The following is a 21,309-nucleotide window of genomic DNA, read 5'->3' on the forward strand; positions in this document are numbered from 1 at the left end:
TCTTTCTCTGAGTGGGGCGGGGGCGGGCGACGGGTGCGGGTCAGCCGACCGCGCCCTCCATCTGCAGCTCGATCAGCCGGTTCAGCTCCAGGGCGTACTCCATCGGGAGTTCCTTGGCGATGGGCTCGACGAAGCCGCGCACGATCATCGCCATCGCCTCGTCCTCGGAGAGGCCGCGGCTCATCAGGTAGAACAGCTGGTCCTCGGAGACCTTGGAGACGGTGGCCTCGTGGCCCATCGACACGTCGTCCTCGCGGACGTCCACGTAGGGGTAGGTGTCGGAGCGGGAGATGGTGTCCACCAGCAGCGCGTCGCACAGGACGTTCGACTTGGAGCCCGGGGCGCCCTCGCCGATCTCGATGAGACCGCGGTAGGACGTACGGCCGCCGCCGCGCGCCACCGACTTGGAGACGATGTTGGACGACGTGTTGGGCGCCATGTGGACCATCTTGGCCCCGGCGTCCTGGTGCTGGCCCTCACCGGCGAAGGCGATGGACAGGGTCTCGCCCTTGGCGTGCTCGCCCATCAGGTAGACGGCCGGGTACTTCATGGTGACCTTGGAGCCGATGTTGCCGTCCACCCACTCCATCGTGGCGCCCTCGTACGCGACGGCGCGCTTGGTGACGAGGTTGTACACGTTGTTCGACCAGTTCTGGATGGTCGTGTACCGGCAGCGGGCGTTCTTCTTGACGATGATCTCGACGACGGCGCTGTGCAGCGAGTCCGACTTGTAGATCGGCGCGGTGCAGCCCTCGACGTAGTGCACGTAGGCACCCTCGTCCACGATGATCAGGGTCCGCTCGAACTGGCCCATGTTCTCGGTGTTGATCCGGAAGTAGGCCTGGAGCGGGATCTCGACGTGGACGCCCTTGGGGACGTAGATGAAGGAACCGCCGGACCAGACGGCCGTGTTCAGCGCGGCGAACTTGTTGTCACCGGCCGGGATCACGGTGCCGAAGTACTCCTTGAAGAGCTCGGGGTGCTCCTTCAGGGCGGTGTCGGTGTCGAGGAAGATGACACCCTGCTCCTCCAGGTCCTCGCGGATCTGGTGGTAGACGACCTCCGACTCGTACTGTGCGGCGACACCGGCGACGAGGCGCTGCTTCTCGGCCTCCGGGATGCCCAGCTTGTCGTAGGTGTTCTTGATGTCCTCGGGCAGGTCCTCCCAGGACTCCGCCTGCTTCTCCGTGGACCGCACAAAGTACTTGATGTTGTCGAAGTCGATGCCGGAGAGGTCGGAACCCCAGTTGGGCATGGGCTTCTTCTCGAACAGCTTCAGGCCCTTGAGGCGGAGGTTGGTCATCCACTCCGGCTCGGACTTCTTGCCCGAGATGTCGCGGACGACGTCCTCGTTCAGCCCGCGCCGTGCGGAGGCGCCGGCGACGTCGGAGTCGGCCCAGCCGTACTCGTACTTGCCCAGGCCCTCCAGTTCGGGGTGGGCGGTCTCCGTGGGGAGCGTCATGCGGGGTTCCTCCCGGCCGTGCTGGCGGATGCGTTGTCGCTGTTCGTGAAGTCCTCGTCCGCGGGGTCTCGGTCCGCGGAGTCGGGGGAAATCTTGGGGATGAACGTCGTGCACACCCCGTCGCCGTGGGCGATGGTGGCCAGCCGCTGGACGTGGGTCCCGAGCAGTTCGGCGAAGATCTCCGTCTCCGCCTCGCAGAGCTGCGGGAACTGCTCCGCCACGTGGGCGACCGGGCAGTGGTGCTGGCACAGTTGTTCGCCGACCGGTGCGCTGCGCGCCGTAGCAGCGTACCCGTCCGCACTCAGGGCCCTGGCCAGCGCCTCGGCGCGTTTGCCGGGTCCGGCGTCCTCGACGGCCGTGCGGTAACCGGCGGCCTGGGCGGCGAGGCGGGCGCGGGCGAACGCGGCGACCGCGTCGGGCCCGCCCTCGCGGTCGGCGATCCAGCGGAGCGCGTCGGCGGCCAGCTTGTCGTACGACTGGTCGAACGCGTCCCGGCCGCAGTCCGTCAGCGCGAACACCTTGGCCGGGCGGCCACGGGTGCGGGCGCCGTAGACGCGCTGTTCGCGGGCCTCCACGACGTCGTCGGTGACGAGGGCGTCGAGGTGGCGGCGGACGGCGGCCTGGGTGAGCACCAGGCGGGCGGCGAGTTCGGCGACGGTCGAGGGGCCGTGGTCCAGGATCGACCGCGCGACGCGGTTGCGCGTGGAGCGCTCACCGGTCCCGAGTTCCTCCTGCCGGTCGGCCCCCTGGGGGGTCTCCCGAGCCTCTTCGACGTTTTTCACAACGCCATTGTTGCGTAATTCCGGCGGGACTGACAAGCCGCGCCGGGATCATCCGGGGTTCCCTGCATCACTTAGGTAAACCTAAGCTGACCTGCGGAAACGATCACCGCCCCGGTTTATCGGGTGGCACGCGGGGGGTGTCCGGGGCAAGACTCCGGACCATGCCAGAACCCTCTCCGACCGGTCCGCTCGTCACCCGCGACACGCTCGCCGCGCAGGTGCGCGCGCTGGGCGTACGGCCCGGTGGGACGCTGCTGGTGCACAGTTCGCTGCGTTCGCTCGGCTGGGTGAACGGGGGTGCCGTGGCCGTCGTCCTCGGACTGCTCGACGCGCTCGGCCCGGACGGCACGCTCGTCGTCCCGGCCCAGTCCGGGCAGCTGTCCGACCCGGCGCTGTGGTCCCGGCCCGCCGTGCCCGAGGCGTGGTGGGAGCGGGTGCGGGCCACCATGCCCGCCTACGACCCGCGCGTCACGCCCACCCGTGGGGTCGGCGTGGTCCCGGAGACCGTGCGCACCTGGCCCGGCGCCCTGCGCAGCGCCCATCCCCAGACGTCGTTCGCGGCCGTCGGCCCCCTGGCCGGGCGGGTCACGGCGGGCCACGCGCCGGACTGCCGCCTGGGCGAGCGCAGCCCGCTGGCCCGGCTGGAGGAACTGGGCGCGGAGGTGCTGCTGCTGGGCGCCGACTGGAACTCCTGCACCAGCTTCCACCTGGCCGAGTACCGCGTTCCCTCACCACGGGTCCCGGTCGGGCGGCCCGCGCCGGGCGGCGGCTGGGAGACGGTGACGGAGGTGTCGATCGACTCCGACCGGTTCGACGAACTCGGCCGCGACTACGAGCGGGACCGCCCGGTCGCACGCGGCCCGGTCGGCGCGGCGGTGGCCCGGCTCTTCCCGGTCGCGGACGCGGTGGCCTACGCGGAGCACTGGCTGCCACTGCACCGGCCGCGCGAGGAGACACCGGTGGCCGGCGCGTCCGGCCGGACGACGGGCGGAACTGATCCCTCCGTGGGCGGAAGGGCTCCGGAAGCGCTCCCGGAGCGATCACCGTGAAGAGGCGGCCCGGACCCCCGCGCCGGAGCGGTCCGGCGGCTCCCTAGACTCTGGTGACATGCGAAGTGAGCCCGTGGTCCAGGTCCGGGGCCTGGTGAAGCGGTACGGAACGAAGACCGCGGTGGACGGACTGGATCTGGTCGCCGGGGCCGGGGTGACGGCCGTGCTCGGCCCGAACGGTGCCGGGAAGACGACCACGGTCGAGACCTGCGAGGGGTACCGGAGGCCGGACGGCGGCACGGTGCGCGTCCTGGGCCTCGACCCGGTCCGCGAGGCGGCGGCACTGCGCCCGCGCATCGGCGTGATGCTCCAGTCCGGCGGGGTGTACTCCGGTGCCCGCGCCGGGGAGATGCTGCGGCACGTGGCCCGGCTGCACGCGCACCCGCTGGACGTGGACGCGCTGAGCGAGCGCCTCGGCCTCGGCTCCTGCGGCCGTACGTCGTACCGGCGGCTGTCCGGCGGGCAGCAGCAGCGGCTCGCGCTGGCGATGGCCGTGGTGGGCCGACCGGAGCTGGTGTTCCTGGACGAGCCGACCGCCGGGCTGGACCCGCAGGCCCGCCGCGCCACCTGGGACCTGATCCGGGACCTGCGCGCGGACGGCGTCTCCGTGGTGCTGACCACGCACCACATGGACGAGGCCGAGCAGCTCGCCGACGACGTGGCGATCATCGACGGCGGCCGGGTCATCGCCCAGGGCTCCCCCGAGGCGCTCTGCCGGGGCGGCGCCGAGAACACGCTGCGCTTCGGCGGGCGTCCGGGGCTGGACGTGGGCGCGCTGCTGAAGGCGCTCCCGGCGGACTGCACGGCGGCCGAACCGACACCGGGCGGGTACCGGATCACCGGCAAGATCGATCCGCAGCTGCTGGCCACCGTGACCTCCTGGTGCGCACAGCACGGGGTGATGCCGGACCGGATCTCGGTGGAACGGCACACCCTGGAGGACGTGTTTCTGGAACTCACCGGCAGGGAGCTGCGCTCGTGACCGCCGCAGGTACGTACACCCCGAGGCCCGGAGCGGCCCCGCTGCCCCGCATGATCGCGGCGCAGGCGGCGCTGGAGACGCGGATGCTGCTGCGCAACGGTGAGCAGCTGCTGCTGACCGTGGTGATCCCGGCGCTGCTGCTGGTGCTGTTCAGCACGGTGGACGTGGTGGACACCGGGGCCGGGAAGCCGGTGGACTTCCTCGCGCCGGGCGTGCTGGCGCTGGCGGTGATGTCCACGGCGTTCACCGGGCAGGCCATCGCCACCGGGTTCGAACGCAGGTACGGCGTGCTGAAGCGGCTGGCGTCCTCGCCGCTGCCCCGCTGGGCGCTGATGACCGCGAAGACGGCGGCCGTGCTGGTGACGGAGATCCTCCAGGTGATCCTGCTCACCGTGATCGCGTTCGCCCTCGGCTGGTCCCCGCACGGCGACCCGGCCGCCGTCCTGCTCCTGCTGGTGCTGGGCACGGCCGCGTTCTCCGGGCTGGGCCTGCTGATGGCGGGCACGCTGAAGGCCGAGGCGACGCTGGCGGCGGCCAACCTGGTGTTCCTGCTGCTGCTGGTCGGGGGCGGGGTGATCGTGCCCCTGGCGAAGTTCGGCGCCGCCCAACAGGTGCTGGAGCTGCTGCCGATCTCCGCGCTCTCCGGCGGCCTGCGGGACGTGCTCCAGCACGGCGCCGGGATGCCCTGGGGCGACCTGGGGATTCTCGCGGTGTGGGCGGTCGTGGGCCTCGCGGCGGCGGGGAGGTTCTTCCGCTGGGAGTGAGGGGCGCCGCCGCGGGGCGTCCGGCGCGTTGCGCGGGACCCTCGTGAACGCGTGCACAAACGGCGCCCTACGATGGTGCGCGTGCCAAAGCTGACCCCCGCCGACGCCGTGGCGGCCCTGCGCAACCCGCTCGCCTTCGTCGCCGCCCGCTGGACCCCGCACCCGCGCACCGTCCGGCGGGCCACGCTCGCCGCGCTCGTGATGTCCGTGGTCATCGTGGTCACCGGCGGTGCCGTCCGGCTGACCAGCTCGGGGCTGGGCTGCCCGACCTGGCCGACCTGTACGGCGGACTCGCTCACCACGACCGAGGCGATGGGCGTCCACGGCGCGATCGAGTTCGGCAACCGGATGCTGACGTACGTGCTGTGCGCGGCCGTCGGCTGGGCGATCGTCGCGGCCCGCGCGGCGAAGCCGTGGCGCAGGTCCCTGACCCGGCTGGGCTGGGCGCAGTTCTGGGTGGTGATGGGCAACGCGGTGCTCGGTGGCGTCGTGGTGCTGGTCGGGCTGAACCCGTACACGGTCGCCGCGCACTTCCTGCTCTCCAGCGCGCTGATCGCGGTCGCCGCGCTGATGTGGCAGCGGGCGCGGGAGGGCGACGCGGAGCCGCGTCCGCTGGTGGGTCCGGCGGTACGGCAGCTCGTGTGGTTCCTGGTGCTGGCCTCGGTGCTGCTGATCGGCGTCGGCACGATCGTCACCGGCGCGGGGCCGCACGCGGGCGACTCCAAGGAGGTCTACCGCATCCCGATCGACTGGGAGACGGTCGCCAAGCTGCACGCGGTGCTCGCCTGGATCGTGGTCACCCTGACCTTCGCCCTCTGGTTCGTCCTCAAGGCGGTGGACGCCCCCCGGGGCCCCCTGGCCCGCTCGCGCGACCTCTTCGTCGTGCTGCTCGCCCAGGGCGTCATCGGCTACGTCCAGTACTTCACGCACCTCCCCGAAGCCCTGGTGGCCCTCCACATGCTCGGCTCCTGCCTGGTCTGGATCGCCGTCCTCCGCGTCCTCCTCTCCCTCCGCGAACGCGCGGACGCCTCCGTGGAACTGCCGGGTCAGGCGGCCGGGGTGACGGTCGGCTCGACGGCCTGACCCACCCCCCCGCCTCACCCCAGTCCGTAGATCCGCCGTGCGTTCTCCGCCCCCAGCATCCCCGCGACCCGCCGCGCGTCCGGCAGGGACCATGCCCCCTCGGTGACCCAGGCGCCGAGGACGCGGGCGAGGGCGTCGCGGAAGAGGCGGGCGCCGACGACGTGGAGTTCGGGGAGTCCGTGGGCGCCGGTGGAGAAGAGGAGCTTGCCGAAGGGGGCGAGTTCGAGGAGTTCCGCGAGGACGGTGGACGCGCGGGCGCCGGTGCGGACGAGGGCGGCGCCGGAGTCGGCGTAGACGTGCGGGAAGGCGGCCGCGAGATGGGCGGCGTGCCGGTGGTAGGGGTAGCCGTGCAGCAGGACGAGATCGGTGCCGAGTCCCGCGGTGGCCCGGACGAAGTCGGTGAGCAGCACCGGGTCGCCGCGGTCGTTGCGGGCGCCCGGCTCCCCCAGCCCCGCGTGGAGTTGCAGCGGACGCCCGGAGGCCACCGCGATCCACAGCAGGTGCCGCAGCAGCACGGGATCGGTCAGCGCGCCGCCGACCGGGCGACCCGCCAGCCAGCGGCCCGCCGCCCCGCGCACCTCGCCGGGTCCGGGCGGTTCGGGGGTGAGCGCGAGACCGTGCCGTACGCCCGCGACCGAGGTGAAGGCGACCGCCTCGGCCGCCGCGCCGTGCACGGACTCAGCGAGGTTGGCGAGGAAGGACTCGACGGTGCCCGAGGTGTCCGCGACCTGCTCCGCGAGGAGTTCGAGGCGGACGATCTCGCGGGCCTCGGCCCCGCCCGCGCGGGCGAGTTCGGCGGGCTCGGTGAGGTCGCCGGGCAGCCCGGTGTCCACGAGGTAGGTGGTGATGCCGGTGCCCCGCAGCAGTCTGCGGCCCGCCTCCAGCGCGCCGAGTTCCCGGCGCCGGGCGAGGTAGCGGGCGGGCGCGCAGTGGGGTTCGAGACCGAGCAGGGGCGGGCACCAGCGGCGTACCGCGAACCCGGTCTGGGTGTCGAAGAGGGTGGTGCCCGGCGCGGGCGGCCCCTCGGTCCGGGCGAGCTGCGCCTCGAACGTGCCGAGCCCCAGCTCCGTACGGAGCACACCGTGGCAGTGCTGGTCCACGAGGGACGGCGCTTCGATCATCCCGCAACTCCCCGCGTACGCTGGCCTGCCCGGCCTAACGGGTGAAGCGCCGTCAGGTGTCGCACCGGCCGCCGCGGGCGTCGCGGCGGAGGGACGACTCGCCGCCCGGCGCGGGCGTCCTCAGAGGTTGCGCGGCCCCCCGATCTGGAGTCCGGCCATCCGGGTCCACTCGTACGGCCCGGTCCTGACCTTGGCGGCCATCTCGCCGTCGAAGGTCTCGCGGAGGGTGAGGCCCGCCCGCTCGACGGCCCGCGCGGCCGTTTCCGTGGAGGGGGCCACCGCGTCGCCCCAGCCGCCGTCCTCCCCGACGAGGACGATGCGGGCGCCGCGTTCGCCGATGTGGGCGATCTGGGCCTCGGCGCCGCCGTGTTCCTTGGCGAAGGCGCCGAGCTGCCGGGCCAGGCGCGCCACCACGCGCTCGGTGCGGGCGTCGGCCCTGGTGCCGGTCCCGGCGGTCGCGTCGCCCTCGGGGTCAACCTGCTGCGTGTCTGCCATGCCTGGATGCTACCGATGAGTAGCGCGAAGGGCTAAGGGAGGGGTGCGTGGCTTGTGCCACGCACCCCTCCTTTGAAGAACCGGCGACCGGAGGAACCGGTCAGCGCAGGAACGGGTCCACCGCGACCGCCACGAACAGGATCGACACGTAGGTGATCGACCAGTGGAACAGCCGCATCTCCTTCAGCTTGCCGCCCGTCACCTCGGCCTTGGCCCGGTTCTGGAGGCCGTGCGCCTCCCAGAGCCAGAAGCCACCGGCGGCCAGGGCGACCACGGTGTAGAACCAGCCGGTGTAGCCGAGCGGGGTGAGCAGCAGGGAGACGGCGACCATCACCCAGCTGTAGATCACGATCTGCCGGGCGACGACCTTGTTGGAGGCGACGACCGGGAGCATCGGCACGCCGACGCGGGCGTAGTCCTCCTTGACCTTCATGGAGAGCGGCCAGTAGTGCGGCGGCGTCCAGAAGAACATGACGAGGAAGAGGATGACCGGCGCCCAGGACATGGAATCGGTGACGGAGGACCAGCCGATGAGCACCGGCAGGCAACCGGCGATGCCGCCCCACACGATGTTCTGGGAGGTGCGCCGCTTGAGGATCATCGTGTACACGACGACGTAGAAAAGCAGCGCACCGAGTGACAGCCAGGCGCTCAGCCAGTTGACGGTGAGTCCGAACAGCAGGGTGGAGACGACCGCGAGCGTGATGCCGAAGGCGAGGCACTCGCGCGGACTGACCATCCCGGTGACCAGTGGACGCTGCGACGTACGGTCCATCAGCGCGTCGATGTCACGGTCGATGTACATGTTGAGCGCGTTGGCGCCGCCCGCCGACAGATAGCCGCCGAGACAGGTGAGCAGGACCAGTCCCAGGTCCGGCACACCCCGCTGTGCCAGGAACATCACCGGCACGGTGGTGATGAGCAGCAGCTCGATGATCCGCGGCTTGGTCAGTGCGACGAACGCCTTGACACGGGCCCCGAACGGCCGGTGGACCGGGCCCTTGCCGGCATCACCCAGCACTCCCACCGGACGGGATTCGACGGCCGTCACGCACACCCCTGACAGAGACATCCCAGCGGGCCCCCGGCGTGAAATGCCGGTAAAGGACCCGCGCGTACCACGCCACTTTAGACGTTGCCCATACCCCGCCCTTCGCGGGGGTGGGTTCGTGTTGGCCGGTGCCCCGGCGACCGGACGGGCGGCCGCGCGCTTTCCCCCTCCCCTTCTCTCCGCACCGCCGGAAGAACCGCCGGGACAGCCGCCGGACACCTCCGGAACGGCTCTCGCTCATTCATGCGAACAAAGCTCGGTTGAGCGGTCGTATGAGCGGCTCCGTATTCATCTGCCGAATGCTCCGACGGCCGGTCGGGAGGCGGATGTCCACCACACCCGTCACTCTGGAATGAGTCGAAAAAACGCACGTCCCCACGGGGGTAGGCTCGAACCGGCCGGCGGGCACGCAGCCCGTCGGCGGCCGGGTGGGGGGCACGCCCTCCAGGGCCGGCGACCAACATGTGGAGAGGAGCCCTGACCCAGGGTGAGCACCAAGCCGACCACCGCAGACCTTGAGTGGACCGAGCTGGACCAGAGGGCCGTGGACACCGCTCGCGTCCTGGCCGCCGACGCCGTGCAGAAGGTGGGCAACGGCCATCCCGGTACCGCGATGAGCCTCGCTCCAGCCGCGTACACCCTCTTCCAGAAGGTGATGCGGCACGACCCGGCCGACCCCGAGTGGGTCGGCCGCGACCGTTTCGTGCTGTCCGCCGGTCACTCGTCCCTGACCCTCTACACACAGCTCTACCTGGCCGGTTTCGGCCTGGAGCTGGCCGACCTCGAATCCTTCCGCACCTGGGGCTCCCGGACGCCGGGCCACCCGGAGTACGGGCACACCCGCGGCGTCGAGACCACCACCGGGCCGCTCGGCCAGGGTGTCGCCAACGCGGTGGGCATGGCGATGGCGTCCCGCTACGAGCGCGGTCTGTTCGACCCGGAGGCCCCCGAGGGCACCTCCCCCTTCGACCACTACGTCTTCGCGATCGCCGGTGACGGCTGCCTCCAGGAGGGCATCTCCGCCGAGGCGTCCTCGATGGCCGGTCACCAGAAGCTCGGCAACCTCATCCTGCTGTGGGACGACAACCACATCTCGATCGAGGGCGACACCGAGACCGCCGTCTCCGAGGACACCGTCAAGCGGTACGAGGCGTACGGCTGGCACGTGCAGCGGATCGCCCCGAAGCCGGACGGCGACCTCGACCCGCACGCCCTGTACGACGCGATCCAGGCCGCGAAGCGGGTGACGGACCGCCCGTCCTTCATCGCGATGCGCTCCATCATCGCCTGGCCCGCCCCGCACGCACAGAACACCGAGGCCGCGCACGGCTCGGCGCTCGGCGCGGACGAGGTGGCCGCCACCAAGCGCGTCCTCGGCTTCGACCCGGAGCGGTCGTTCGCGGTCGCCGACGAGGTCCTCGCCCACACCCGTGAGGCCCTGGAGCGCGGCAGCGCCGCCAAGGCCGAGTGGGAGAAGGGCTTCCAGACCTGGCGGAACGAGAACGCCGGGCGCGCCGCCGAGTTCGACCGGATCGCCGCGGGCGAGCTGCCGACCGGCTGGGAGGAGAAGCTCCCCGTCTTCGAGACCGGCAAGGCGGTCGCCACCCGAGCCGCGTCCGGCAAGGTGCTCCAGGCACTCGGCCCGGTCGTGCCCGAGCTGTGGGGCGGCTCCGCCGACCTCGCCGGGTCCAACAACACCACCATCGACAAGGACAGTTCGTTCCTGCCGGTGGGCAACCCGCTGCCCGAGGCGAGTCCCTACGGCCGCACGATCCACTTCGGCATCCGCGAGCACTCGATGGGCGCGGAGATGAACGGCATCGCGCTGCACGGCAACACGCGGATCTACGGCGGCACCTTCCTGGTGTTCTCCGACTACATGCGCAACGCGGTCCGGCTGTCGGCGCTGATGCACCTGCCGGTGACGTACGTGTGGACGCACGACTCCATCGGCCTCGGTGAGGACGGCCCGACCCACCAGCCGGTCGAGCACCTCGCCTCGCTGCGCGCGATCCCGGGTCTGAACGTGGTCCGCCCGGCCGACGCCAACGAGACCGCGATCGCCTGGCGCGAGATCCTGCGCCGGTACACCAAGGAGTTCGGCAAGGGCGCCCCGCACGGCCTCGCGCTGACCCGGCAGGGCGTACCGACGTACGAGCCCAACGAGGAGGCCGCGCGCGGCGGTTACGTGCTCTTCGAGGCCGAGGGCGGTGCGCCGGAGGTCCTCCTGATCGCCACCGGCTCCGAGGTCCACGTGGCCGTGGAGGCGCGTGAGCGGTTGCAGGCCGAGGGGGTGCCGACACGGGTCGTGTCGATGCCGTCGGTCGAGTGGTTCGAGGAGCAGGACCAGGGGTACCGGGAGTCCGTGCTGCCGCCGTCGGTGCGGGCGCGGGTCTCCGTGGAGGCGGGCATCGGCCTGACCTGGCACAAGTACGTCGGAGACGCGGGCCGCATCGTGTCCCTGGAGCACTTCGGTGCCTCCGCCGACGCCAAGGTGCTGTTCCGCGAGTTCGGTTTCACCGCCGAGAACGTGGCCGCGAAGGCGCGGGAATCTCTCGCCGCCGCCCAGCGCTGACGCTGACCTACGACTCGTAATAGGAGATGTAATCCATGACAGACGCACTGAAGCGCCTCTCCGAGGAGGGCGTTGCGATCTGGCTGGACGACCTGTCGCGCAAGCGGATCACGTCCGGCAACCTGGCCGAGCTGATCGACCAGCAGCACGTCGTGGGCGTCACGACCAATCCGTCCATCTTCCAGAAGGCGATCTCGCAGGGCGACGGGTACGACCAGCAGCTCTCCGACCTCGCCGCCCGCCGGGTCACCGTCGAAGAGGCGATTCGGATGATCACGACGGCGGACGTCCGTGACGCCGCCGACATCCTGCGTCCCGTGTTCGACGCCACCGACGGCAAGGACGGCCGGGTCTCCATCGAGGTGGACCCCCGCCTGGCGCACAACACGAAGGCGACGGTCGCCGAGGCCAAGCAGCTGGCCTGGCTGGTGGACCGGCCCAACGCGCTGATCAAGATCCCGGCGACCGAGGCGGGCCTGCCCGCGATCGCCGAGACGATCGGCCACGGGATCAGCGTCAACGTCACGCTGATCTTCTCCCTGGAGCGGTACCGCAAGGTCATGGACGCCTACCTGACCGGCCTGGAGAAGGCCCGGGAACGCGGCCTGGACCTGTCGAAGATCCACTCCGTGGCGTCCTTCTTCGTGTCCCGGGTGGACACCGAGATCGACAAGCGGCTCGACGCGATCGGCACCGACGAGGCCAAGGCGCTGCGCGGCAAGGCCGCTCTCGCCAACGCCCGGCTCGCCTACGAGGCGTACGAGGAGGTCTTCTCCTCCGAGCGCTGGAGCACCCTGGAGAACGCGGGGGCGAACAAGCAGCGTCCGCTGTGGGCGTCCACCGGTGTGAAGGACCCCGCGTACGCGGACACCATGTACGTCACCGAGCTGGTCGCGCCGAACACGGTCAACACCATGCCGGAGGCCACCCTGGAGGCCACCGACGACCACGGTGGGATCACCGGCGACACGGTGACGGGCACCTACGCGCAGGCCCGCGCCGATCTCGACGCCGTGGAGAAGCTCGGCATCTCCTACGACGAGGTCGTGCTGCTGCTGGAGAACGAGGGCGTGGACAAGTTCGAGGTCTCCTGGAACGACCTGCTCGCCTCGACCGAGGCGGAGCTGAAGCGCCTCGCCCCGGCGGAGGACTGAGGTGTCGGCGCGCACCGGTATCGACACGAACCCGCTGCGTGACCCGGCGGACCGGCGGCTCCCGCGTATCGCGGGGCCGTCGGGCCTGGTCATCTTCGGTGTCACGGGCGACCTGTCCCGCAAGAAGCTGATGCCTGCCGTGTACGACCTCGCCAACCGGGGTCTGCTGCCGCCGGGCTTCTCGCTGGTCGGCTTCGCCCGCCGCGACTGGGAGCACGAGGACTTCGCCGAGGTCGTGCACGACGCGGTCAAGGAGCACGCCCGGACCCCGTTCCGTGAGGAGGTCTGGCAGCAGCTCCTCCAGGGGATGCGGTTCGTCCAGGGCACCTTCGACGACGACGAGGCGTTCGAGCGGCTGCGCGGCACCATCGAGGAACTGGACAAGGCACAGGGTACGGGCGGCAACTTCGCCTTCTACCTGTCGGTGCCGCCGCGTTCGTTCCCGGTGGTCATCCAGCAGCTGAAGAAGCACGGCCTGGCCGACCAGACCGGCGGGTCCTGGCGGCGCGCGGTCATCGAGAAGCCGTTCGGCCACGACCTGAAGTCGGCCGAGGAGCTGAACAAGGTCGTGCACGAGGTGTTCGAGCCGGAGCAGGTCTTCCGGATCGACCACTACCTCGGCAAGGAGACCGTCCAGAACATCCTGGCGCTCCGCTTCGCCAACACGATGTTCGAGCCGATCTGGAACCGGTCCTTCGTGGACCACGTCCAGATCACGATGGCCGAGGACATCGGCATCGGCGGCCGGGCCGGGTACTACGACGGCATCGGCGCCGCCCGTGACGTCATCCAGAACCACCTGCTCCAGCTGATGGCGCTCACCGCGATGGAGGAGCCCGCCTCCTTCGGCGCGGATGCGCTGGCCGCGGAGAAGGAGAAGGTGCTGGGCGCCGTCCGGCTGCCGAAGGACCTGAGCCGTTCCACCGTGCGCGGGCAGTACGCCGCGGGCTGGCAGGGCGGCGAGAAGGTCATCGGCTACCTCGAAGAGGACGGTATCGACGGCAAGTCGAAGACCGACACCTACGCCGCGGTGAAGCTGGAGGTGGACAACCGCCGCTGGGCGGGCGTCCCCTTCTATCTGCGCACCGGCAAGCGGCTGGGCCGCCGGGTCACCGAGATCGCGGTGGTCTTCCAGCGCGCCCCGCACTCCCCGTTCGACCACACGGCGACGGAGGAGCTGGGCCAGAACGCGATCGTGATCCGCGTCCAGCCGGACGAGGGCATCACGGTCCGCTTCGGCTCCAAGGTGCCGGGCACCTCGATGGAGATCCGGGACGTGTCGATGGACTTCGCCTACGGCGAGTCGTTCACCGAGTCCAGCCCGGAGGCGTACGAACGGCTCATCCTCGATGTGCTGCTCGGCGACGCCAACCTCTTCCCGCGCACGGAGGAGGTCGAGCTGTCCTGGAAGATCCTCGACCCGATCGAGCAGCACTGGGACAGGCACGGCAGGCCCGCGCAGTACAAGTCGGGCACCTGGGGCCCGGCCGAGGCGGACGAGATGCTGGCACGAGACGGACGGAGCTGGCGCCGGCCATGAAGATAGACCTGACCGACACCACCGCCGGTGACATCAACAAGGCGCTCGTCCGGGGGCGCCGCGCCGTCGGCACCCCCGCCGTCGGCATGGTGCTCACCCTGGTCATCGTCACCGACGAGGAGAACGCCTACGACGCCCTGAAGGCGGCCGGGGACGCCTCGCGCGAGCATCCCTCGCGCACCCTGGTCGTCATCAAGCGGGTGTCCCGCACCGCGCGCGACCGCACCTCCTCCCGGCTGGACGCCGAGGTGCGGGTGGGCGCGGAGGCGGGCACCGGCGAGACCGTGGTGCTGCGCACCTACGGCGAGGTCTCCGACCACGCCGACTCCGTGGTGCTGCCGCTGCTGCTGCCGGACGCCCCGGTGGTCGTCTGGTGGCCGGTGAACTCTCCGGCCGACCCGGCGAGGGACCCCCTCGGCGCGCTGGCGCAGCGCCGGGTGACCGACACCTACACCGCCGAGCAGCCCGTACGCGAGCTGACCGCGCGGGCGGACGCCTACACACCGGGCGACACCGATCTGTCCTGGACCCGGATCACGCCGTGGCGTTCGATGCTCGCGGCGGCCCTGGACCAGGTGGACGGCACGGTGCGGGCCGTCGAGGTGCGGGGCGAGGAGTCCAACCCGAGCTGTGAGCTGCTGGCCATGTGGCTCGCGGACCGGCTGGACGTGCCGGTGCGGCGCGCGCTGTCCCCGGGGCCCGGTCTGACGGCGGTCCGGATGGAGACCACCGGCGGGCCGATCGTCCTGGACCGGGCGGACGGCACGCTGGCGACGCTCGCCATCGAGGGGCAGCCCGCCCGCGCGGTGGCGCTGAAGCGGCGGGACACCGCCGAGCTGATCGCGGAGGAGCTGCGTCGGCTGGACCCGGACGACACCTACGCGTCGGCGCTGCGCTACGGCGTGGAGCGGCTGGAGACGGGCGAGGCCGAGGGTACGGCGACCGAGGCGGCCGGTGCGGCCGGTGAGCCGGAGTCCACGCCCGCCGCCAAGCCCGCCGCACGGAAGGCCACCGCCCGGAAAACGGCCGCGCGGAAGGCGAACGCCGAGTGAGCGCCCCGCAGTTGGTCGTGCACCACGACAAGGGTCTGATGGCCGAGGCGGCTGCCGCCCGGCTGATCACGAAGATCGTGGACGCGCAGTCCTCGCGGGGCGGCGCGTCCGTGGTCCTCACCGGCGGGCGCAACGGCAACGGCCTGCTGGCCGCGCTGGCGACGTCCCCGGCGCGGGACGCGATCGACTGGGGGCGCCTGGACCTGTGGTGGGGTGACGAGCGCTTCCTGCCCGAGGGCGACCCGGAGCGCAATGTCACCCAGGCCCGCGAGGCCCTGCTCGACTCGGTCCCGGTGGACCCGGAGCGCGTGCACGCCATGCCCGCCTCCGACGGCCCGTACGGCGCGGACGTGGAGGCGGCGGCCGAGGCGTACGCGGCGGAGCTGGCCGGTGCGGCGGGCGGGGAGAACCACGGCGGGGTGCCCGCGTTCGACGTGCTGATGCTGGGCGTCGGCCCGGACACCCATGTGGCGTCCCTCTTCCCGGAGTTGCCCGGTGTCCGGGAGACGGAGCGGACGGTGGTCGGTGTGCACGGCGCGCCGAAGCCACCGCCCACCCGGATCTCGCTGACACTGCCCGCGATCCGCTCCGCCCGTGAGGTGTGGCTGCTCGCGGCGGGCGAGGACAAGGCGGAGGCCGTCGCCATCGGCCTCTCCGGCGCGGGCGAGATCCAGGCCCCGGTGGCGGGCGCCCGGGGCCGGGCCCGCACCCTGTGGCTCCTGGACGACGCGGCGGCCTCCCAGCTGCCCCGCGCCCTGTATCGCCCGGCGTCCCCGTGACACCGTGAACACCCCGAAGGGGGCGCCGGGTTGACTCCCGGCGCCCCCTTCTTCATGTCAACTCATTTGTTCCACATGACAGTTCAGATGTCCGGGGTACGTCATTCCGTGCGGACGGCGACCACCCGGTCCGGGCCGCCGCCGAGCCGGCCCGCCGCGCGCAGGGCGGCCACGTCCTGGACGAAGGTCTCGCGGATGTCCTTGCCGGTGCGTCGGTATCCGAAGAACTCGCAGGCCAGCTTGATGAGTTCGTCCTCGGACATGCCGGGGCACTCCACGCTCAGCCCGTACAGCGCCAGATGCCGTTCGGCGGGGGCGATGTGCTGGACCTTGCGGGGTGCCGTGCCGTCCTCAGGCCGCCGGGCGCGGAGCGTGTCCCGGTCGCGGGTGTCGTAGAACGGCCCGTCGGCGGTGAAGCGGCGGGTGCGGACCAGGGCGGCGGCCACCTCGCGGACGTTGTCGCGGATGCGGTTACCGGCCCGGCCGACGCCCCACGCCTCGCGGGCCCGCTGCACCAGCAGGTCCTCGTGCACGGGTCCCTCGGCCTCGATGATCCCGGCCAGCAGAGTACGCAGTCGGGGGCGGGCCTCCACGGTGTGCAGCTCGTGCGGTGAGCGTACGGGGGTGAGGTCGCCGGTGCGGTACGGGGCGCTCCAGGGGCGGTCGGCGGCGCCGATGCGCACGGGGACGCGTTCGGGTCCGGCGGGTGCCGGGTGCTCGTCGGCGCCGGGGGTGCGCGGGGAGGGGACGGCGGGGGGGGGGTGTTCCGGGTGGCTCTCGACGGGGGTGGCCGGGGTGGAGTCGTACGCCTCGGCAGGCCCGGAGGCAGCGGGCTCGGGAGCCGGTGCCGGTGCGAGGCCGAGCGGGCCCCGGGCGACGGCCTGCTCCACCGCCTCACGCAGGCGGAGTTCGGCGGCGGCCCGCCCTCGGTACCAGTCGGTGCCCCAGATGCGGTGCAGCCGCCAGCCGAGCCCGTTGAGCACCTGCTCGCGCAGTCGGTCCCGGTCCCGGGCGGCGCGCGAGGAGTGGTACATCGCGCCGTCGCACTCGATGCCGAGGGCGTACGCGCCGGGCAGCTCGGGGTGGCGCACGCCGAGGTCGATGCGGTATCCGGCGACGCCGACCTGCGGCTCGACCCGGTAGCCCCAGCCTCGCAGCACGGCGAGCACCGACTCCTCGAAGGGGCTGTCGGGTTCGGCGTCGGCCCGGACGGCGTCGCGGGCCAGGACGGCGGGGCCGTTCTGGGCGTATTCGAGGTAGCGCTTGAGGTACTGCACGCTCTCGTTGGGGCTGTCCGGCAGCGCGGCCCCGCGGAAGGAGGCGACGACCTCCATCCGGTACCGGGCACGGGTGACGGCCACGTTGAGCCGACGCCAGCCGCCGTCCTTGTTGATCGGGCCGAAGTTCAGCCCGAGTCTGCCGTGCTCATCGGGCCCGTAACCGACCGACATGATCATCACGTCGCGTTCGTCGCCCTGCACCGACTCCAGGTTCTTCACGAAGAAGCCGTCGAGGCGGTCCTCGGTGAAGCAGTGGTCGAGGTCGGGCCGGGCGAGCCGGGCCTGCTGGACGGCGAGGTCGATCGCGGACGCCTGTGCCTGGGAGAGGGCGACCACGCCGAGCGTGCGGCCGGGCCGGGTGTCGAAGTGGTGCAGGACCCGGCGGGCGACGGTCTCCGCCTCCGCCCGGTTGTCCCGGCGGCCGCCCCGGTCGTAGACACCGCCGCCGTCGAGGAAGGCGACGCCCACGTCGTTGCCCTCGTCCAGCGCGCCGGGGAAGGTGATCATCGAGTTGGCGTAGAACTCGCGGTTGCTGAAGGTGATCAGGTTCTCGTGGCGGCTGCGGTAGTGCCAGCGCAGCGGGAGTTCGCGCAGCGAACCGGCCTTGCAGGCGTGCAGCAGGGACTCGAAGGAGTCGGGCACGTCCTCGGCGTACTCGTCGGAGTCGTCGTCCACGGCGGAGTCGAAGAACGAGGTCGGCGGGAGCTGCTTCTCGTCCCCGGCGACGATCAGGGTGCGGCCCCGGTAGACGCAGTTCACGGCGTCGCCGGGCCGGACCTGGGACGCCTCGTCGAAGACGACCACGTCGAAGTGGAAGTCCGGCGGCAGGAACTGGCTGACCGTCAGCGGACTCATCATGAAGCAGGGCTTGACGGTCTGGACGACCTCGCGGGTGCGGCCGAGGAGTTCGCGCACCGGCATGTGCCGGGTCTTCTTCTCCGCCTCGCGCACGATGACGGCGGCCGATCCCCCGGCGAAGCTGCGCGGGCGCCGTCTGTTGCACGCCTCGACGACCGCGCCGGCCGCGGCCGCGACCAGCCGCCGGTCGGCCTCCCGGAAGTCGGCCACCCGCGCGTCCAGGTCGGCGGAGCGGGCGCCCCGCAGCCGCTGGTCCCCGGCGAGCAGATCGTCCGCCCAGGCGCGCAGCACGGCCTGCTCGACCACGCCGGGCAGCCCCTCGGGGTCGAGGCCGCGTTCGGCGGCGGCCGGGACCAGCGCGTCCGCGCCGTGCCGGGCGAGCACGGCACGCGCGTCGAGGTGGGCCCGCCACACGTCGGGGCCCTCCGGGTCGGCGCGCAGCGTGTCCAGCACCTGCCCGGCCTGCCGGAGCGGGCCGAGCAGAGCGGGCGAGAGCCGGGTGCGGCGGTCGGTGTCGAACAGGGCGAGCAGTGCCTCGGCGGACCGGGTCCAGCGGGCGGCCCGCGCGGCGGCGACGGCGCACCACGCCCCGAGCGCCCGGCGGACGTTCTCCGCGAGCAGCGCGGGCAGCGGGTCGTCGGCGGTGCCGTCCGCGAGCAGGTCCGCGAGCAGGTCGGGGCGTACGGCGGGGGCGCCGAGCTCGGTGGCGCGGTCGGCGGTGGCGAGGGCAGCGTCCAGGGCGGGGACCGCGTCGGCCGTGCGCGGGGTGTACCGGCCGAGGAGGTCCGTGTGCGTGTCGGCGAGCCGGGCGACCTCGCGGACGGTCCGCTGCCAGGCGAGGGCATCTCCGAGGCGGGCGACGAGGGACTTGTCCCAGACACCGCCGGTGGTCAGCGCGGCGACGGCGTCACGGTCGGCCTTGAACGCGGCCGAGAACCGGGACATCAGCCCCCGGTGCCGCTCGGCGAACCGCTGGACCAGGTCGGCCAGGCCGTCGGCGGCAAGCACCTGCTCGCCGAACACGTCGGCGGCCTCGGCGCGGGCGGCCCCGGCCGCGTCCAGCGCGGTACGCAGCTCTTCCGCCGCCGTGTGTGCCCGGCGCAGGGCACCGGGCTCGAACCAGCCACGCGGCGGCCGGTGTCCGGCGCGGGTGAGATCCGCGAGCGCGCACAGCGTGAACGCGTCGGCCGGGTTCCCGGGCTTGGCCATGCCGAGCAGGTCGGCGAGCTGGGCGGCCTGCTCGGAGGTGTCGTCGGGGAGGCTGCCGTCGGCGTCGGCGGGCGCGTCCGGCAGGTCGCCCCGCAGAGTGCGGACGAGCCGCTGCACCTCCCGCGCGGTGTCCGGTTCGGGGCCCGCCGCGGCGAACGGGCGCCGTGCGGCGGCGGCGCGCAGCGCGTCCAGGGCGTCGGCGGCCTCGGTGACGGCCTGGGGGGCGTTGTCGCCGGTCAGGCCGCGCCAGGGGAAGGACTCGCCCTCGGCTGCGGGCCGCCAGGCGCGGGCCAACGCCCGTGCCGCCGCGCCGAGTTCCTGGAGCGCGCCCGCGCTCAGGCCCCGGGCCGCCTTCGCGTCGTCGGCACCGAGCGGCAGCGCCGGGGTCCCGGCCTGCTCCAGCAGCACCAGCCTGCCCAGCACGTCGTGCAGGGTACGGCCCAGGGGTTCGCGGGTCTCGTTCATCGCGGCGGCGTACCCGGACAGCCCCTCGCGCAGCCTGCGGGCCTGGTCCAACTCGTGCTCGGCGGCCCCGGCGACCCGGGTCTCGGTGGTGAGGACGCGGGCGAGTTCGGTGGCGACGGCCTTCTTGCCGGTGTCACCGCTGTGCAGGGCGAGCACGAAGTCCCCGAGCCCCACCCCGCGCAGCCGGTTGCGTACGACGTCCAGCGCCGCCGCCTTCTCACTGACGAACAGCACGCTGCGCCCGGCGTGCATCAGCGCGGCGATCATGTTGGTGATGGTCTGGCTCTTGCCGGTGCCGGGCGGGCCACTCATCACGAAGGAGCGCTGGTCGAGGGCGGCGGCGATGCACTGCCGCTGCGAGGCGTCGGCGTCCAGGACCAGCGGGGTGCGCTCGGGGAGCTGGAGCTCGTCGATGCGGTCGAGGTCGGGCGGGTCGAAGGCGATCAGTCCGTCCTCCACGTCCGCGTCGGGCCCGAGGGCGACGGCCCGCACCAGCGGGTGTTCCAGAATGCGGTCCTCGTTCTGCTGGAGGTCCTGGTACATGGCTTCCCGGTGCGAGGCGAACAGCCCGAGCACCGCCCGCTCCGCGACCGCCCAGCCGCCCTGTCCGGCCACCGCCTTCCGCGCGGCGGCGAGCACCGCGGGCAGGTCGGTGACATCGGTGCCGGTGACCGCGGTCCACTCCACCCCGAGCCGCTCCAGCTTCACCGCGAGCGCCGGGTTGTGGATACGGTCCTGGTCCTCGGCCGGGTGCAGCCGGTACCGGCGGTTCCCGTCCCGCCGGATCTCCACGGGTACGAGGAGCAGCGGGGCGGCGCTGGACTCCTGCGCCCCGGCCTCCCGCCAGTCGAGCATGCCGATGCCGAGCCAGAGCACCCAGAGGCCGTAGTCGTTGAACATCTGGGCGGACTTCTGGCGCAGTTGGTACAGGGCGGCGTCGAGTCCGGCCTGGGTGGTCTTCTGGGTGACGAGTCCGGGGCGGGCGCCGCGAGCGGTGGCGGGTTTCGCGGCACCGGACGCGGAGCCGTCGGCCGTGTCGTCGCCGGACTTGCCGAGAGTCACGCCGGGGCCGCGTTCGGGGACCGGGGCGAACTCCCAGCCCCGGCCGAGGTCCGCGAGCAGGGGCCCGGCGTCCGGCAGGGTGATCTCCAGGCTGGCGGTCCTGGTGTGCCGGAAGTTGAGCAGCCGGTTGCGCCCGCCCATGTCCAGCAGGGAGTTGCGCCAGCCGTCGAGGACGGTCCGCAGGGCGGGACGCTGAGGGGTCATGGGCGGGATACCTCCTGAAAGCGCGCAGGGGCAACCACCCGAACCGGCCCCCCGATCCCACCTGACTATCAGTTCACCGGCGCCGGTACATCATCGACCGGTGACACGATATGAATTCGTTGCAGACAAAAGGGGGAGAGAGTGTGCCGATTCCGTTCGCTCACTTGACCGATCCGGTCGGGTCGTGAACGGCAACCGGCGGGCCGCTCCGGCGCGTTGAACGCTCCGGGACGGCCCGCCGTCGCCTTGGGAACACCCGGTCAGCTACGGCCGCGCAGCTCGCGGTACTGCCCCACCAGGGCCGTGGTGGACGGGTCCAGACCGGGCACGTCGGTGCCCTCC

Annotated in this window: 15 protein-coding genes; 9 read left to right on the forward strand and 6 right to left on the reverse strand. The window is 72.4% G+C overall.

From position 1 onward, the window contains the following. Positions 1-40: 40 nt before the first annotated feature. Positions 41-1,462 (reverse strand): Fe-S cluster assembly protein SufB, encoded by a 1,422-nt coding sequence (gene sufB, locus KUM39_RS12435; protein WP_217785625.1) that lies wholly within the window; start codon positions 1,460-1,462, stop codon positions 41-43. Further along, positions 1,459-2,244, reverse strand: a complete 786-nt coding sequence (locus KUM39_RS12440) for a helix-turn-helix transcriptional regulator (RefSeq protein WP_217785626.1) — start codon at positions 2,242-2,244, stop codon at positions 1,459-1,461. Before KUM39_RS12440 ends, sufB begins: the two co-directional genes overlap by 4 nt. A 161-nt stretch (positions 2,245-2,405) precedes the next feature. Here KUM39_RS12440 and KUM39_RS12445 point away from each other — a divergent pair, with 161 nt between their 5' ends. The 4 genes from KUM39_RS12445 to KUM39_RS12460 all read left to right on the forward strand — a co-directional run bounded on the left by KUM39_RS12445 (position 2,406) and on the right by KUM39_RS12460 (position 6,122). Then, on the forward strand, positions 2,406-3,293 hold the full coding sequence (locus KUM39_RS12445) for an AAC(3) family N-acetyltransferase (RefSeq protein WP_217785627.1): 888 nt from the start codon (positions 2,406-2,408) through the stop codon (positions 3,291-3,293). Positions 3,294-3,351: 58 nt separating this feature from the next. Next, positions 3,352-4,275 (forward strand): ABC transporter ATP-binding protein, encoded by a 924-nt coding sequence (locus tag KUM39_RS12450; RefSeq protein WP_217785628.1) that lies wholly within the window; start codon positions 3,352-3,354, stop codon positions 4,273-4,275. Positions 4,276-4,325: 50 nt separating this feature from the next. Further along, positions 4,326-5,039: an ABC transporter permease gene (locus KUM39_RS12455; protein ID WP_246620034.1), complete on the forward strand. Its 714-nt coding sequence runs from the start codon at positions 4,326-4,328 to the stop codon at positions 5,037-5,039. 72 nt (positions 5,040-5,111) lie between these two features. Further along, positions 5,112-6,122: a COX15/CtaA family protein gene (locus KUM39_RS12460; RefSeq protein ID WP_217785630.1), complete on the forward strand. Its 1,011-nt coding sequence runs from the start codon at positions 5,112-5,114 to the stop codon at positions 6,120-6,122. Positions 6,123-6,136: 14 nt separating this feature from the next. Here the strand turns inward: KUM39_RS12460 and KUM39_RS12465 are convergent, their stop codons facing one another. The 3 genes from KUM39_RS12465 to KUM39_RS12475 form a co-directional block, all read right to left on the reverse strand. Continuing rightward, positions 6,137-7,243 (reverse strand): amidohydrolase family protein, encoded by a 1,107-nt coding sequence (locus KUM39_RS12465; RefSeq protein ID WP_217785631.1) that lies wholly within the window; start codon positions 7,241-7,243, stop codon positions 6,137-6,139. Positions 7,244-7,363: 120 nt separating this feature from the next. Next, positions 7,364-7,738: a hypothetical protein gene (locus tag KUM39_RS12470; RefSeq protein WP_246620006.1), complete on the reverse strand. Its 375-nt coding sequence runs from the start codon at positions 7,736-7,738 to the stop codon at positions 7,364-7,366. Between the two features lie 100 nt (positions 7,739-7,838). Beyond that, a complete protein-coding gene (locus tag KUM39_RS12475) occupies positions 7,839-8,795 on the reverse strand; it encodes a heme o synthase (protein ID WP_217785644.1) in 957 nt (318 codons plus the stop codon). 481 nt (positions 8,796-9,276) lie between these two features. On the opposite strand from KUM39_RS12475, the gene tkt reads away from it, so the two are divergent. The 5 genes from tkt to pgl are packed head-to-tail and all read left to right on the forward strand — an operon-like array spanning position 9,277 to position 15,889. Further along, on the forward strand, positions 9,277-11,364 hold the full coding sequence (gene tkt / locus KUM39_RS12480) for a transketolase (RefSeq protein WP_217785632.1): 2,088 nt from the start codon (positions 9,277-9,279) through the stop codon (positions 11,362-11,364). A 35-nt stretch (positions 11,365-11,399) separates the two neighbouring features. After that, positions 11,400-12,518: a transaldolase gene (gene tal, locus KUM39_RS12485; protein WP_217785633.1), complete on the forward strand. Its 1,119-nt coding sequence runs from the start codon at positions 11,400-11,402 to the stop codon at positions 12,516-12,518. Between the two features lies 1 nt (position 12,519). Then, positions 12,520-14,058 (forward strand): glucose-6-phosphate dehydrogenase, encoded by a 1,539-nt coding sequence (gene zwf / locus KUM39_RS12490; protein WP_372455748.1) that lies wholly within the window; start codon positions 12,520-12,522, stop codon positions 14,056-14,058. Next, entirely contained in the window at positions 14,055-15,110 is a 1,056-nt protein-coding gene (gene opcA / locus KUM39_RS12495) for a glucose-6-phosphate dehydrogenase assembly protein OpcA (RefSeq protein WP_217785634.1), read from the forward strand. Before zwf ends, opcA begins: the two co-directional genes overlap by 4 nt. After that, entirely contained in the window at positions 15,107-15,889 is a 783-nt protein-coding gene (pgl, locus tag KUM39_RS12500) for a 6-phosphogluconolactonase (RefSeq protein WP_217785635.1), read from the forward strand. Before opcA ends, pgl begins: the two co-directional genes overlap by 4 nt. Before the next feature lie 101 nt (positions 15,890-15,990). On the opposite strand, the gene KUM39_RS12505 is transcribed toward pgl, so the two are convergent. Continuing rightward, on the reverse strand, positions 15,991-20,967 hold the full coding sequence (locus KUM39_RS12505) for a DUF3320 domain-containing protein (RefSeq protein WP_246620008.1): 4,977 nt from the start codon (positions 20,965-20,967) through the stop codon (positions 15,991-15,993). Positions 20,968-21,309 lie beyond the last annotated feature (342 nt).

It is taken from the genome of Streptomyces corallincola (assembly GCF_019104725.1).
Lineage (GTDB): Bacteria > Actinomycetota > Actinomycetes > Streptomycetales > Streptomycetaceae > Streptomyces > Streptomyces corallincola.